Source organism: Lysinibacillus sp. NPDC048646, from assembly GCF_050272295.1.
Lineage (GTDB): Bacteria > Bacillota > Bacilli > Bacillales_A > Planococcaceae > Lysinibacillus.
Window position 1 is genome coordinate 342,949 of sequence record NZ_JBNNLZ010000003.1, and the last position, 15,045, is coordinate 357,993.

Consider the following 15,045-nt stretch of genomic DNA (forward strand, 5'->3'; position numbering starts at 1 on the left):
ACTTTCGAGAAGGTTGTATGCTTTATAACAAACTAGATGTTGTTGTTTCACGATACTTTTTCTGCAAATATTGCTATTTCTATAGCATAAATAAAAGAGGCGTCTAAAAAATCATTCAACCATAATATCTTTCTACTTAGTAATAATCCGCTACATTTGCCACTTCAAGGCATTAGTGGCAGTAGCAGTCTACGTAATTTTACCTTAATATAAAAAACAGCATACTAGGAAGTACCCCTAGCATACTATTTTCACTTTTAGAACAGCCTCTTTTTTTACTTTGTTCGCATTAAATGTTACGATGACTCCTAACCTGAGATAAAGGTAGAAATAGATTTCGACGCCTGTTACATTGAAACATTAGCATGTCCCCGGCGTCGAAAATCCCCATCGATTAACGTTTTTCTTTATACGTTTACCATTTTTATTTTATTTGCCACTCGATCCGTTAACATTCGAGTTGCTTTCGGTACAATCGGTTTAAAAATTGGGTTTAACACAGGTCCTGCTAATCCGCCTGCTGTTACTTCTAAGAAGCCTGTCATTTTTGTATTTTCTGCGTCAATGCTTTCTGCAAGGAAATAGCCATTTCCTGAGAAATTATCAGATAAACCTTTTAACTCAAACGTTACTTTCGAAGGTGCTGTCCACTCTAAAATAGTAATCTCTACTTCTACTGTTTTTTTCAGTACACCTACATTCCCTTTAAATGTCCATGTGGAATTCTTATCATCTATCATCGTATGTGCACTATAACCTGGGACAAGTTTTGCCCATTTCTCCATATTGCTAACGAAATCCCATACATTTTCAATCTCTACGGGTACTTCTACTGTATGTGTGCCTGTTGCCATATAAAACCACTACTTTCTTTTCTGAATAGCTTTATTATAAATGATTTTGCCCACGATTTGGCTATGCTGAAAGTTATAATTTTGACAAAAAAAAGCCACCCAATGGATGGCTCTCAGTATATATTATTTTGCTAGTTGCGCAAAGACTTTATGGAAGGCATCAACGGTTTTCGCGATATGCGCCTCTGTATGTGCCGTAGAGATAAATAAGCCTTCAAATTGCGAAGGTGGTAAGAAAATACCTTCCTCGGCCATTAATCGGAAATATTCGGCGAATAATTGTAAATCAGACGTTTTCGCTGATGCAAAGTCAATTACTTCTTCATTCGTAAAGAAGAAGCCAATCATTGAACCAGCACGATTTACTGTATGTGGAATATTATATTTAGTCGCAGCAGCTCGGAAACCGTTCTCTAGTAGATCTCCTAATTTTTTAAAGTACTCATAAGAGCTTGCATCAAGGCGAGATAAAGTTTCATAGCCAGCCGTCATCGCTAATGGATTACCTGATAGTGTCCCAGCTTGGTAAATAGGACCTGCTGGTGCCACTTGCTCCATAATTTCTTTTTTACCAGCGTATGCACCAACAGGAAGTCCACCGCCAATAACTTTACCTAGCGTTGTTATATCGGGTATTACCTCGAAATAACCTTGTGCACAGCCATAATCAACACGGAAGCCAGTCATCACCTCATCAAAAATCAGAAGTGCGCCATGCTCTTTTGTTAAATCACGTAAACCTTGAAGGAAGCCTGGTTGTGGTGGAACGACACCCATATTGCCAGCTACTGGTTCAACAATTACTGCCGCAAGTTCAGCACCGAATTTTTCAAATACTTGCTTCGTACCTTCTAAATCGTTGTACGCCACAGTTAATGTATTACGAGCAACGTCAGCTGGTACACCAGGACTATCAGGTAAACCTAATGTCGCCACACCAGAGCCAGCCTTAATAAGTAACGAGTCACCATGACCATGATATGAACCTTCAAATTTTAATATTTTATCACGCCCTGTAACACCACGTGCTACACGTAAAGCTGACATCGTTGCCTCTGTCCCTGATGATACGAAACGAATCATCTCCATACCAGGTAAACGGTCCAATACTAATTTCGCTAGTCTATTTTCCGTATAGCTTGGCGCTCCAAAAGAAGAACCTTTCGCTGCTGTTTCAGCAATCGCTTTTACTACTTCCGGGTGCGTATGCCCTAGAATTAGCGGCCCCCACGATAATACATAGTCAATGTATTCATTGCCATCAATATCTTTAATAATCGCACCGTGACCAGATTCCATGAAAATTGGGTCCATATTTACTGATTTAAACGCTCGTACTGGGCTACTTACGCCACCCGGCATTAAATTTAGAGCTTCTGCATATGCTTGTTTTGATTTTTCATAAGAACGCGTCATTTATTTCTCCTCCAGCCAACGTGCTACATCTTTTGCATGATACGTAATGATTAAATCAGAACCTGCACGTTTCATGCTTAATAATGTTTCAAGCACTACTTTTTTTTCTTCAATCCAGCCATTTATAGCGGCTGCCTTAATCATTGCATATTCGCCTGAAACGTTATAAGCGACAATTGGTAATGGGAAGTTGTTTTTTACATCTCGAATTATGTCTAAATAGCTAAGTGCTGGCTTAACGATTAAGAAATCCGCACCTTCTGCAATGTCTGATTCTGCTTCGCGGAATGCTTCCATACGGTTCGATGGATCCATTTGGTATGATTTACGATCTCCAAATTGTGGTGCTCCGTCAGCTGCATCACGGAATGGACCATAGTAGCTTGAAGCATATTTTACTGCATATGACATAATCGGTACATTTTCAAAGCCTGCTTCGTCTAAGCCTGCACGAATGGCTGTGACAAATCCATCCATCATATTGGATGGTGCAATAATATCTGCCCCTGCTTTAGCTTGAGATACCGCTGTGCGCGCTAAAACGTCTAGTGAAGGATCATTTAAAATTTGATGGCCTTCAATTAAGCCACAATGGCCGTGATCTGTAAATTCACATAGGCATGTATCTGCAATAACTAAAAGTTCTGGATGACGTGTTTTAATAAGACGTGTAGCTTCTTGTACAATACCGTGGTCATGGAATGCACCTGTACCGACAGCATCTTTTTCTGCTGGTAAGCCAAATAAAATAACTGCTGGAATACCTAAAGCCACAACTTCATCAATTTCAGCACCAAGATTATCTAATGAAAATTGGAAAACTCCCGGCATAGAATGAACTTCTTTTTTAATATTTTCGCCCTCAATGACGAAAATCGGATAAATTAAGTCTTCTTTGTGTAAGTAAGTTTCTTTTACCATAGATCGCATCGCTGCACTCGAACGCAAACGACGATGTCTTTGAAATTGTAATTGTGTCATTTTCTTTCCTCTACTTTCATTAATTCCTCAATGACTGCTTGCATAGTATACACACTTGGCATAACATCCACACTAGCACCATGATTTAAAATAGCTGCCTCTGTAATATGACCGATTGCCGCCACACGAGTTGCTTCCCAGCCTATTGTTGATGCTACATCCATTGCATAAACATCAACGGCAGAAGGGCTTGCAAAAATCACAGTTACATCCTCATGTGAACGAATACAGTTGATAATTACTTGCTTTTGGTCGTGACGTGCAATCGTTTCATAGACCGTCCATTCCTTTAGTTCAAACGGTAAGCCTTCCTTTAATGTCTTTTTCGCTTTTTCACCACGAATAAATAAACATGTTGGATTGTCTCCCGCTATACCTGGAAATTCTTTGACAAATACATCTGCACTAAACACTGAAGGCATAAAGCTGACATGGAAGCCTAGCTGTTCTAATGCTTCAGTTGTTTTTGTACCGATGGATGCAATTTTCCCTTGAAAATGCCTAGCGTTTAAATTAAATCGTTTCATTTTACCAGCAAAAGCATCTACTGCATTTTGACTCGTAAAAATTAGCCACTTAAATTGACGTGCAAACTCTAAATGCACATCATCATTTCTATCTATTAGTTCGCAGGTTTCAATCAAAGGGGTAATGACTGCTTGGCCACCTAAAGCTTTTATATCCTCAATAATTGTTGAAGTTTTAGATGTACCTGTCAAAATTATTTTTTTACCTGTTAAAGGTAAATTATTTTGCATCTTGCTCTGCCTTCACACGTTGAATTAAATCAAAGGCCCCTTGCTTCGTTAAAATATAGGCAAGTTTTTTTCCAATAACTTCTGGTTCTGAACCTACTACAGTTTCTTTATAAATCACCGAAGCATCTGGCGCTGCAACTAAACCTGTAAGTGTAAGTTCTTCCCCATCCGATTTTGCATACCCTGCGATAGGTACTTGACAGCCACCATCCATAGCCGCTAAATAGGCACGTTCTGCATGTGCTTCTTGCCATGTAGCATTATCTGTTAATTTAGCTAGTTCAGCTAACAATTCAGCATCATCTTCGCGACATTCAATACCTAAAGAGCCCTGCGCTACCGCTGGTAAACAATCTTCTATCGATAAGAATTCAGTGACAACATCTTCGCTCCAGCCAAGGCGTTTTAACCCAGCTGCCGCTAATATGATAGCATCATATTCTTCTGTTTCAAGTTTCGCTAAACGTGTATCTACATTTCCACGAATCCATTTAATTTCTATATCGGGGCGTACCGTTAAGAGCTGAGCACTACGACGAAGAGAACTTGTCCCAATAACAGACCCTGCTGGAAGATCTGAAAATTTTATATGTCCTTTTGAAATAAAGGCATCTCGTGCATCTTCACGTGGCGGAATACATCCAATTACTAATCCTTCTGGCAGTACTGCAGGCATATCCTTCATTGAATGCACCGCAAAATCAATTTCTTTATCATACAGTGCTTGTTCTATTTCTTTCACAAAGAGCCCTTTGCCACCAACTTTAGAAAGTTGAACATCTAAAATTTGGTCACCTTTTGTGACAATTTCCTTCACTTCAAATTCGAATGGCGCACCTGCTGCCTTAAGCTCATTAATGAACCAATTTGTTTGTGTTAATGCCAGCTTACTTCTCCTAGAACCTACAATAATTTTTCTCACCAGTCTCCAACCTTTCTTCTAATACCATAAATGGAATCGCGATAAACTACTTCCTAAAAAGAAATTGACGACAACTAATAAATACGCGTAAACATGCACCCATGCATAATTAGTCCCTGTCAGTTTACCTTTACGATTCACATATAAAATACAGCAATACAAAACTAATATGATAAAAGACCCAATTATCTTCGCATCAAATATAGATAAACTTTCTAGCGTTAGTAGTGCCCATTCAAACCCTAATATTAAACTTATAAATAACATTGGAATGCCAACAAAAAATGAAATATTCATCCAATTGCTTGTTTGTTGTAATGATGGTAAACGCGTCCATAAATATGACCACTTTTTTTGTTTAAGTAAACGATATAAAACTAAATACAATATCGCAAAAACAAATGTCAGCGTAAACGCTGCGTACGATAAAATCGCAAAGGAAATATGAATAAAGAGCATTTCTGAAATTAATGTTTCGCCAACTGCTCCAGTCGGTCGTTTCGGCATAAATGTAAAAATACTAGCGAACACAAATCCTAGTATATTAATGATAAATACCGGTAAATCGACCCTTGCTATACAATGAAGAATAATCGACAGCGTCACTAATAGCCATGAGTAGAAAAGAATCCCCTCATACAAGGATAATATTGGAAAACGCTTCGTTTCCACAAAAGTTAATAAAATTATGGCACTTTGAATTACCCATACAAATGAAACTAGCCAAAAAGCAATCCGCCTTGCTCGTACTTGTTTATAAAAGTAATCAGTAAAGTAAAATACAAGACTGATTGCATACAAGACGATCATCACTTCGTAGAGCCTGGTCATTGTCAAATCAACCAATAGACATCCCTTCTTTATATCGAAAAGTGCTAAAGTGACTTCAATAGTACTTCAGCCTAGAAAACAAAGACGTTTTCGTATCCTTAGTTTACCATACAGATACGAAAACGCCTCATATTATTGCAATTAGAAAAGGCGCTTTCGCGCCCGTTTGTACCTGCCGCTGACGCTTTCAGCACGGAAAAAGATTTGTTGCTACCGCTTTACTTTCGATACTCAGGTTGTTATGTTACTGAACATATTAGAAAGAGAATTTTGTCTCAGCAGAAGTTTGTGTTTGCTGTAATCGTTCTTTACGCTCGATTTCTTGCTTACTCATTGCTTCAACTTCTGCTTCCACAGCATCCTCAATACCAAAAATTTGTTGGAATAAACGTAATTGTTCATTCGCTTTTGGCGAATTTGCCATTTCTTTAGCTTGTAAAATAGGCTCTTTTAACAATTGATTAATAATGGATTTTGTATGCTTACTTAAAATTTTCCGTTCACGATCCGTTAAATCCGGCATTTTATTTTCAATACTGCTCATTGTTTCTTCCTGAATATGACTCGCTTTTTTTCGTAATGCAGAGATGACCGGCACAACACCAAGCGTTGCAAACCAATCTTTGAAAAGCACAACTTCTTTATCAATCATTTGCGTAATTTCAGCCGCTGCACGCTCACGCTCTGCTAGATTTGCCTCTACAATGCCTTGTAAATCATCTATATCATATAAGAAAACGTTCGGTAAATCACCAACACGTGGATCAATATCGCGAGGGACCGCAATGTCTACCATAAATAATGGTTTTCCTTTACGTAAACGTTCAACAAATTGCATTAATTCATAGTCAATGACGAAATCTGTTGCGCCTGTAGACGTTATTAAAATGTCTGCCTCCAATAATGAACACTGTAATTCCTTCATTGATTTTGCTTTACCATGGAATTTTGCAGCTAAAATTTCTGCTTTTTCAAACGTACGGTTAATCACTGTCACTTTCCCTACGCCACTACCGTATAAGTTCTCAATAGCAAGTTCACCCATTTTACCTGCGCCTAAAATTGCCACATGCTTGCGCTGTAAAGATCCAAAAATCTTCTTTGCTAATTCTACTGCTGCATAAGAAACTGATACCGCATTTTCACCAATAGCTGTTTCATTATGTGCACGCTTCGCAAATGTGACCGCTTGTTTAAATAACTGATTGTAAACCGTACCTGTCGTCCCAATCTCTTGTCCATTCAAGAAGCTTTTCTTCACTTGTCCTAAAATTTGCGTTTCACCAAGAACCATTGAATCAATTCCAGCTGTCACTTTAAATAAATGTTCTAATGCCTCATCTTCTTCACGAATTGTTAAATAAGAAGAAAATGTCTCCACAGGCAAATCAAACCAATTAGCTAAAAATTGTTTCACAAAATGACGCCCTGTATGCAATTGATCCACCACTGCATAAATTTCTGTACGGTTACATGTTGAAACAATAACGTTTTCTAATATACTTTTTTGTTTTTGTAGCGCTTCCATTGCTTGTGGTAGTTCACTCTCTATGAATGATAACTTCTCACGAATCTCAACTGGCGCTGATTTATAATTCAGGCCTACTACGATTGTATGCATGAATAACACCTCACACGTTCTAATTCACAAATTTCATTATAGCACAGTTCGACAAGAGTTCATCTAAAATTTGTGAACATGTCATGAAGACTATAATTCAACTTTCTATATTAGAATTATTATAAACTAAGTGTAACAAAATATACGTGTTGTTTCAAATTAAAAAACTGCCCCGTAAATCTCGGAGCAGTTTATCTCTTAATTGGTAATTGCAACTGTTTTCACAGCTAGTAAATTACCTCCGTTATCATACGCTAAAAACTCAATCTCGCCATTTACTTTGAAGTCCTGCATAGTCTGAACGGTCTTTGTCAACATATAAACACTATCGCTACGCTTCGTCAGCTCAAATTTAACATCTCCACTAATAGAAGAGTAACGCACACTAACACTTGCTACACTAGGACAATTGCTATCTATTCTGGCATTCATCGTAATATAGCCTTTCCGTAAGGATACCGTTGATTCTTCAAATAAATCTTCAGGATTAATACAACTTGACGGTGCTGTTTTACATAAAATTGCATCAATTAGCTTTTGATATACTTGATGCAATTGTAGATTATCAATTGCATGATAATATGCACCACCTGTTTCTGACGCTAATTGAGTTAGTATTGCCTCATTGATTTGATTTTTCTTGCCCATACTAACTGTATAAATTTTAACGCCTTTCTTTTTCGCATCATTCAGTACTTTGGTCATTTTCGCTTTACTTGTTTTACCGTCTGAAACAACAACAATAGATTTAGCAGTTTTTGTATCGTTCGAGAATTTTGAAAGGGCTATCTCAATGCCAGCAAAAATATCCGTTGCCCCTTTATCATTCGAAGTGCGATAAAGGTCTTTCTTTAAGACATTTTCGATAGTACCTTCTCCTAAAACATTCGCACTCGTATTTGTTTCAATTACGATATTATTTTTCGCCTTAATTTGATCGATCAATTCAATTGTTTTCTTACCACGATAATTTGTTTTATCTAACCGTTTCATGGAAGATGAGTAATCGACTACATAGGCAACTTCTGTTGCTAATGAACATGCATTTTTACTAAAGTAAGGATTTGTAAAGATTTCTTTTGTAATCGTCTTATTTGTTATGTTCTTTAAAATTGTTTCATAACGTGGGTCTACTTTATTGACTAGCGTTGCTTCTATTTTAGATTTCCCATAAATAATCGAGTCAAAATACGCTACAGCAGTTCCTGGACTACCAGTATTATCTATAGAATTGGAAGTATTCGTAATGAAGGATGCTGTTTTTTCAACACCATCAAATTTGATTTTAACTGTTCCCTGATAGTCCGTAATAATTTCTCCACCTGGACTTACAAGTGTTACCATAACTTTTGTATAACGGTCTTTACCAGATGGTCTCGATGCTTCTTCTTCACTTTCCTTTAATGCATCCACGCGCTTTTTATAAGCCTCTACTTGTCCAAGTAATTTACCGCCTTGATATTTCAATAATACTGTACGATCATAATTACTTAAGTTTGTTAAAATTGCATAAATTTTCATCACACTATCATAGTGTTCGAGCGTTAATTGTTTTTCCTCTGGCATATAGCTCATCAGTTGGATGAGAGAGCCAACAGGATTAATGTTTTCTACTTGCGATGCTATATCATCATCAATTCCCTGAATTCGATAGATTGGACGACCATCTTCTGAAATCATATACATAATTTCAATTGTATTGGCACTATTTACAGAATTATCCAATCTTTTTTGAATGATTGTTTCAAAGAGCCAAACCGAAATATTATAGTTTTCGAATTGCAAAATTGCATTTTCATAGCCTAACGCAGGATACTTTGTATCACTACCTCCGTATTGTAAATACATATTTTGCACATTCCCTAACGAAGTTGTCACATTTGTTTGCTGCCCAATACTAAATAATTTTTCATCCGGGTCAATCCAATGGACGTTAACGATATTTTCTGTAAAGAATTCTGGTAGTTTTTCGTATGGTACGTACGGCGGTGTAACATTGCCGTCACCATCATCTAAGTTAGCTGGGTCATACACTTCAAAATCTATGCGCATTTCTGGCTGAGGTGCATAACGAACTTGTGCATTTAGTTTTTCTCCAACAAGACATTTCATGCTTGGGTCAGTATTGTTAATCAGTTCAAAAGAAATTGTGTCACGTACAGATTTTGTTAGTTTAGGAGCTACAACTATCGCTGATACTGTAGAACCATCCGATTGTACATTACGAACCGCTTCACCGGCAGTGTCAACAATTTTCGCACCATAAGATGAAGTTACTCGGAATGTAAAGGATTTATCATCCGCAATTGGATCCCCATTACAAGCCTTTAAAGATACAGTAATGAGTGTTGTATCTTGATCATTGGCAATTAAATCAGGATTCTCCACATCAATACTTTGTAATGCATTATTGACATATTCAGGGCCTGTAAAATCATTGTTATTATCCTTTGGTTCTTCAAATTCTGAACTATTTGAACCCATAAAGCCTGCTGGTAAAGTTATTTTATCATTATCACGGCCGGTTGCTGTACGCTTTAACCCTTGTACTGCAAATGAACCACTCTGTACACTACGATATAAAAATTCAGCTACATCACCCCGTGTAAGCTTCGTAGATGGATTAAAATCAGCCAATGTTTTTTTACCCGTGCTACCTGTGGAAATATCATTTGTATATAAATATTGTACTGCTTGAGGCTCGTCTAAATCAAAACCTTTAAATGCTGCATATATACGAGCAAATTGCCCGCGCGTAATCGTTTTTGAACGACTCGTTGCTGCATAAGTACCGTCAAGCGGTAAATAAAACTCACTATAAAAATTATAAGCTACACTTTCGTTATAGGTTAATGCATAGTTTTTATCTAGCTTTGCAAACATTGTTACAAGATCTCGTTCTGCTATCTGTTCGTTTGGTAAGAAGTTATTTGCTGCATTCAATGATAGTAAATCATTATCGACAGCCCAAGAAATTGCTTTATATTTACTATTATTCGTCGGAACATCCTGAATCGTTGTAGCAGCTTGGGTTGCTGGCGTCACTGTCATAAAGACGAGTACGAAACAAGCAAGTAATAGCAATGCTTTTTTAGCATATGTCATTCATTTCAGTCCTTTCTTTAGTTAAAGAACAATACATCGTCTCGATAGTTTTGTTTTAAGTCATTTTCTAAATAATTCAAGAAACGATCAAGCATAACGGATGCTTGTGCACGTGTTAAAGGTTGATTTGGATTAAATCGACCTGTTACGGGATCACCTGTCATTAAGCCCAATTCATTGACAATGTATATGCCGTCTCTGGAATAATTAGGGATTTGCGCATCGTCAACAAATTTCGTAATATAACCTGGGTCTGGCGCCTTGTTTTCCAACCCTAATGCACGTACGAATATTGCGGCGGCCTGTGCACGTGTTAATGCGTTGTCTGGCTTGAAATACTCAGATGTTACCCCTTTAATAATGCCTTTATTTACGGCCGATTCAATGTATGGATAATCTTTTACTGTTCGTTTCACATCTTTAAAAACACTTGTTGTTGTCGTTTTCTTGGATGTCTTTTCTTCCATCACACGTAAATCAACAGCCTTACCAATTGCAATTGTAAAATCAAAACGCTTCATTGGTGTATTTGGTGAGAAGAAATTACTTGCATCTGTATAAATGCCTAAAGAATATAATTTATCAATAGCGTCTTTCGCATAATGATTCGTTAGATCACGGAATTTAGGGATGATCAAACGTTCGATTGTCGGCATATATTCCGTATCAAGGTCAACTGTGCCTTTTGCACCAGACGCTAAGTTATACGTATATTCAGATATCACATCTTTTTCACTAACTACTGCATAGCCCCCGTCAAAGCTTGCTAGACTAGCTGGGTTTTCCTCATAGTTTATAACACGAGATTTGCTTGTAGATAAACGATTCTTCACATGACTCGTCGTACCATCGCTATACGTATAAATAGATTCTGTAATTTGTGTTTCTGTCGCACCCCAGAAGTTTTCATAGCCAACGTGGCGACTATCCGTATCTACCGTTACCGTATTTTTCTTCGCATTCTTTCCAGTTCCAGTTTGATACGTGTATGTTTTTCTTGAAATTACATTACCTGAAAAATAATCAGAGGCTGCACGATTGTCTGTCACAGTTCCTTGTGAGAATTGGAAGTCTAGCAAATTGTAAGTTATATTCCCTACAGCTATTTTCTCTGAATACTTTTTCACAACGCCATTCGATGTCTTTTGACCAATCGTTGCATAATCTACAACATCTGATTCGTAAGCAATACTTCGAGTTAGCGTAGCCCCATTGCTTGCTGTTAGTTTTAAGCTATAAGTTTCTGTTAATTTACCTTTTGATTCTTTTTGGGTAATTTTGATGTCTTTGCTTGTACCTTTAAAGACAATAGGTGTCCCTGTAATGAACACAGCTTCTTCATATGTATATTCATTTTTTACAGCACCCGTCGTTTCTGTTGATGCAGCTGAAGCATCTACTGGTATATTCGCCACAATAACGAATACTACAAGAAATGCTAACACTACTTTCGATATATATTTTGGCATTCGTTTTTTGTCCCTCTTTCCTACAGTGCATGTGCCATAGATGTGGCATCCTTCTTAAGAGTAAATCTTGCATAAACAACAAGAATCTGCTTACTTTCCGTTGGTAAGTCGTAATTCTTCACATATGCTTAAGTGTCTACATATGCTTACTTGGCTTACGTTTCCTTGGAGTCGCGCAGATTCTTTTCTTTTATGCGCTTTAAAACAGTAGAAATCGAATGGAAAACTTGCATTTCTACCTAACTAAAACAACTCTTCTACTTTATTAATCAACTAAAATGAAATGCCCTTTTACAAATCGATCGGATAATACAACTAAACGATCGGAAGGTTTTAAATCAGATGGTTGAATGACTTTACCAGCCTTAATAAGTGTAGCTTGGTCAATATTCATATCAATCATTTCGCCAGCCTCATACCAACGACCATTCTGCCATTGACTAACGCTCTTCACATTGATAACGGCTGGATAGGTTGATTTTACCGATTGAAGCTTACCTGCTAGCATTAATGGTGCCACTGGTTTAGCATTGTCTAAAATATGAAGCGCTTGAACATGCCCATCTTTCACATAGAAGTAGCCATAATCCCCTTCAGATAAATAAAGTTCAATATCTGGCATAACACTGTATGTTTTATTACCGTCATCGACCTTTGCCTTTGTAGAATTGCTAACTGACAGTACTACTTTATCTGTATTTTTAAAGACATTTGATTCAATTTTTATAGCATCATCGATTTCTATTAAATAGCCATCTGCTTGTGCTAATCGACCATAGTATAAATCATGTGTTGCTAAGTTTGGTGACATAAAGCTATCACTTGTCACTTGTACAACCTGAGCATAGTGGTCACGAGCAGCACCATCTGAAATAACAAAAGCTGTACCATAAGCTAATAATCCTGTTGGTTCAATTAATCGATTATTACGAATTAAAATTGTTCCATCATGGAAGTACATTGTGCCAGCTGTTTTTAGCTTTAAGAATTGATATTCTGTATCAACAGCGAGCATCGGTTCATAGTAAGTTCGTTCACTGTTTTTTAGCAGGACAATCTTTTCAATAACTTCTTTGCCAAACTGCTTTACAGTTGCATAATACGCTTCACTACCAACGTAATTCTTCAGTTGACCTTTTTCAATTTTTGTATTGCCTACGTAAATCGGTACTTTTGAAGTAAAATCCATCGTTGTTAAAGCAGTCGTTGTCTGTGTGCCAAATTGCCAGTTCACAAAGGCATGCTGATTTTTTACAGTTAATTTGTTTGCGTTAGCATTAATTGCCTGGATTTCACCTTTATATAGATTTTCGACTAAAGAACCTGATTCACTAATATTTACCTTCGTGATAATGGAAGTACTTGTGTTTTTAAGACTTAGCTTGACACGATCTCCTACATACATCGCACTAACATCAACAGATGAAGAATTTTTTTGATAGCTTGTATCCTTGTTAATATAGTACGTTGTTTCTTTCCCGATATCTGGCTTCACCATAATGAACATCCCATTCGGATCAATACTTGTTACGACTCCAGCAATTGTTGTAGCATTTTGTACAACTGTTGTAGTTTCTTCAGACGCATTGGAAGAACCACGAAGCTCAACGACATTACGAAGTGAGACATCAGCTTCAACTTTCATGCCCATCTTAAAGCCCTCTATAGTTGTCTCTGTGTTATTAATATATAGGCGGGTATTATTATTAATATTGTACGTTACTGTTCGACCATTAGCATTTTGCAACGTAATTTTACTTAGCGCCTTTTCTACTTCTCCGTTGGTATTCGTATATTCTGAATAGGTTACATCAACGAAGGTTCCTGTTACTAACTGAGCAGCTCGTGCATTTTGTCCCGATGGAAGCACTAGCGCAATTAGTAATAAAATTATAAATATGTATGGAATCTTCTTCAACAATTCCCGCCTCCTTAAAAATTTGTTATTTATGAATAGTATATCGTATAATTGGTAGTTTTTCTTATTGAAAAAGTTACATTTTGACACTGTTTATTTATTTTCGAAATTATTACTAGACAAAAAGACAGAGATAGCTTCCAAATTCAAGCTACCTCGCCATTATCATACTTGAATGTCAATTGTATGTCCGGCTGTCGGATGTGGAGCATCTAACATTTCTACTAACTGCTCGGTATTTTGTTGTTGCATATCCATTGCTTGCTTCGTAACTGCTAGAGATACATTCTGCATGAGACTTGCTTGATTCATTGCGATAGATAAAGCTGCGATATCCATTTAGTCCACCTCCTATCTAATTTATCGGATAAAAATTCCGTTCATCAAGTCATTTTTCTGTATTTCTATACAACTTTCGTACTGCGAAGGAAATAAAAAAGATATCGCATCATTACAAAGATGCTACTTAAATAAAAGCAACTGTTGCATGTGAATATTCTGCTTCACCATTTTCAAAGCAAACACGTGACTCAGACAAATAAAAAACATCTACGGTCCTAAGCATTAGACGCAATAGATGTTTTTTCATTACATTTTTTTTTCGATGAGACGCCAAGCTTCTTCAAAACCGAGTCCTTTTTCAGAAGAGAACACCACTAAAGGATCATTTTTATCCATATCTAGTGTTTCCTTGACTACTTTCTTGTGTTTATCCCATTTACCTTTTGGAATTTTATCTGCCTTTGTAGCAATAACAATACATGGGATATTGTAATGCTTTAAGAAATCATACATCATACAATCATCAGCAGTTGGGGGATGACGTAAGTCAACAATCTGTACAACTGCCTTTAATTCCTCACGCCCAGTAATATAGCGCTCAATCATTTTTCCCCATGCTTCACGCTCAGTCTTGGAAACCTTGGCATAGCCATAGCCAGGAACATCGACGAAAAAGAGTTGTTCCTCGATTTTATAAAAGTTTAGCGTTTGTGTTTTCCCCGGTTTAGAAGAAATACGTGCTAATGCTTTACGACCAATCATACGATTGATAAATGACGATTTCCCAACATTTGAGCGACCTGCTAATGCAAATTCTGGCAGTCCATCTTCTGGATATTGGTCTGGTCTTACTGCACTTATGACCATTTCGACGTTATGGACTTTCAT

At 37.1% G+C, this 15,045-nt stretch carries 12 protein-coding genes; all 12 read right to left on the reverse strand.

What is annotated here, in order from left to right:
- Window positions 1-407: 407 nt before the first annotated feature.
- The 12 genes from ACQKII_RS06235 to yihA all read right to left on the reverse strand — a co-directional run bounded on the left by ACQKII_RS06235 (window position 408) and on the right by yihA (window position 15,045).
- A complete protein-coding gene (locus ACQKII_RS06235; protein WP_427457337.1) occupies window positions 408-854 on the reverse strand; it encodes a CoxG family protein in 447 nt (148 codons plus the stop codon).
- Between the two features lie 123 nt (window positions 855-977).
- Complete coding sequence (hemL, locus tag ACQKII_RS06240) at window positions 978-2,270, reverse strand: glutamate-1-semialdehyde 2,1-aminomutase (protein WP_427457339.1); 1,293 nt, start codon at window positions 2,268-2,270, stop codon at window positions 978-980.
- Entirely contained in the window at window positions 2,271-3,251 is a 981-nt protein-coding gene (hemB, locus tag ACQKII_RS06245; protein WP_427457340.1) for a porphobilinogen synthase, read from the reverse strand.
- The gene (locus ACQKII_RS06250; RefSeq protein WP_427457342.1) at window positions 3,248-4,009 is read right to left on the reverse strand and encodes a uroporphyrinogen-III synthase; all 762 of its coding nucleotides are present in this window, start codon (window positions 4,007-4,009) and stop codon (window positions 3,248-3,250) included. The genes hemB and ACQKII_RS06250 overlap by 4 nt, the downstream gene beginning before the upstream one ends.
- Window positions 3,999-4,931: a hydroxymethylbilane synthase gene (gene hemC, locus ACQKII_RS06255; protein ID WP_427457344.1), complete on the reverse strand. Its 933-nt coding sequence runs from the start codon at window positions 4,929-4,931 to the stop codon at window positions 3,999-4,001. Before hemC ends, ACQKII_RS06250 begins: the two co-directional genes overlap by 11 nt.
- Window positions 4,932-4,949: 18 nt before the next feature.
- A complete protein-coding gene (locus tag ACQKII_RS06260; RefSeq protein ID WP_427457346.1) occupies window positions 4,950-5,777 on the reverse strand; it encodes a cytochrome C assembly family protein in 828 nt (275 codons plus the stop codon).
- Between the two features lie 241 nt (window positions 5,778-6,018).
- The gene (gene hemA / locus ACQKII_RS06265; RefSeq protein WP_427457348.1) at window positions 6,019-7,383 is read right to left on the reverse strand and encodes a glutamyl-tRNA reductase; all 1,365 of its coding nucleotides are present in this window, start codon (window positions 7,381-7,383) and stop codon (window positions 6,019-6,021) included.
- Between the two features lie 198 nt (window positions 7,384-7,581).
- Window positions 7,582-10,488 carry a vWA domain-containing protein gene (locus tag ACQKII_RS06270; RefSeq protein ID WP_427457350.1) on the reverse strand — a complete coding sequence of 969 codons (2,907 nt, stop codon included), beginning with the start codon at window positions 10,486-10,488 and terminating at the stop codon, window positions 7,582-7,584.
- A gap of 17 nt (window positions 10,489-10,505) precedes the next feature.
- A complete protein-coding gene (locus ACQKII_RS06275; RefSeq protein ID WP_427457352.1) occupies window positions 10,506-11,957 on the reverse strand; it encodes an S-layer homology domain-containing protein in 1,452 nt (483 codons plus the stop codon).
- Window positions 11,958-12,222: 265 nt separating this feature from the next.
- Window positions 12,223-13,875: a hypothetical protein gene (locus ACQKII_RS06280; protein WP_427457353.1), complete on the reverse strand. Its 1,653-nt coding sequence runs from the start codon at window positions 13,873-13,875 to the stop codon at window positions 12,223-12,225.
- A 165-nt stretch (window positions 13,876-14,040) separates the two neighbouring features.
- Complete coding sequence (locus ACQKII_RS06285) at window positions 14,041-14,214, reverse strand: YjfB family protein (RefSeq protein WP_080647677.1); 174 nt, start codon at window positions 14,212-14,214, stop codon at window positions 14,041-14,043.
- 249 nt (window positions 14,215-14,463) lie between these two features.
- Window positions 14,464-15,045, reverse strand: a complete 582-nt coding sequence (gene yihA / locus ACQKII_RS06290; protein ID WP_427457355.1) for a ribosome biogenesis GTP-binding protein YihA/YsxC — start codon at window positions 15,043-15,045, stop codon at window positions 14,464-14,466.

Coding starts and splice junctions, on each gene's coding strand:
- ACQKII_RS06235 (WP_427457337.1), bottom strand. CDS start 854: ATGGCAACAGGCACACATACAGTAGAAGTACCCGTAGAGATTGAAAAT.
- hemL (WP_427457339.1), bottom strand. CDS start 2,270: ATGACGCGTTCTTATGAAAAATCAAAACAAGCATATGCAGAAGCTCTA.
- hemB (WP_427457340.1), bottom strand. CDS start 3,251: ATGACACAATTACAATTTCAAAGACATCGTCGTTTGCGTTCGAGTGCA.
- ACQKII_RS06250 (WP_427457342.1), bottom strand. CDS start 4,009: ATGCAAAATAATTTACCTTTAACAGGTAAAAAAATAATTTTGACAGGT.
- hemA (WP_427457348.1), bottom strand. CDS start 7,383: ATGCATACAATCGTAGTAGGCCTGAATTATAAATCAGCGCCAGTTGAG.
- ACQKII_RS06270 (WP_427457350.1), bottom strand. CDS start 10,488: ATGACATATGCTAAAAAAGCATTGCTATTACTTGCTTGTTTCGTACTC.
- ACQKII_RS06275 (WP_427457352.1), bottom strand. CDS start 11,957: ATGCCAAAATATATATCGAAAGTAGTGTTAGCATTTCTTGTAGTATTC.
- ACQKII_RS06285 (WP_080647677.1), bottom strand. CDS start 14,214: ATGGATATCGCAGCTTTATCTATCGCAATGAATCAAGCAAGTCTCATG.
- yihA (WP_427457355.1), bottom strand. CDS start 15,045: ATGAAAGTCCATAACGTCGAAATGGTCATAAGTGCAGTAAGACCAGAC.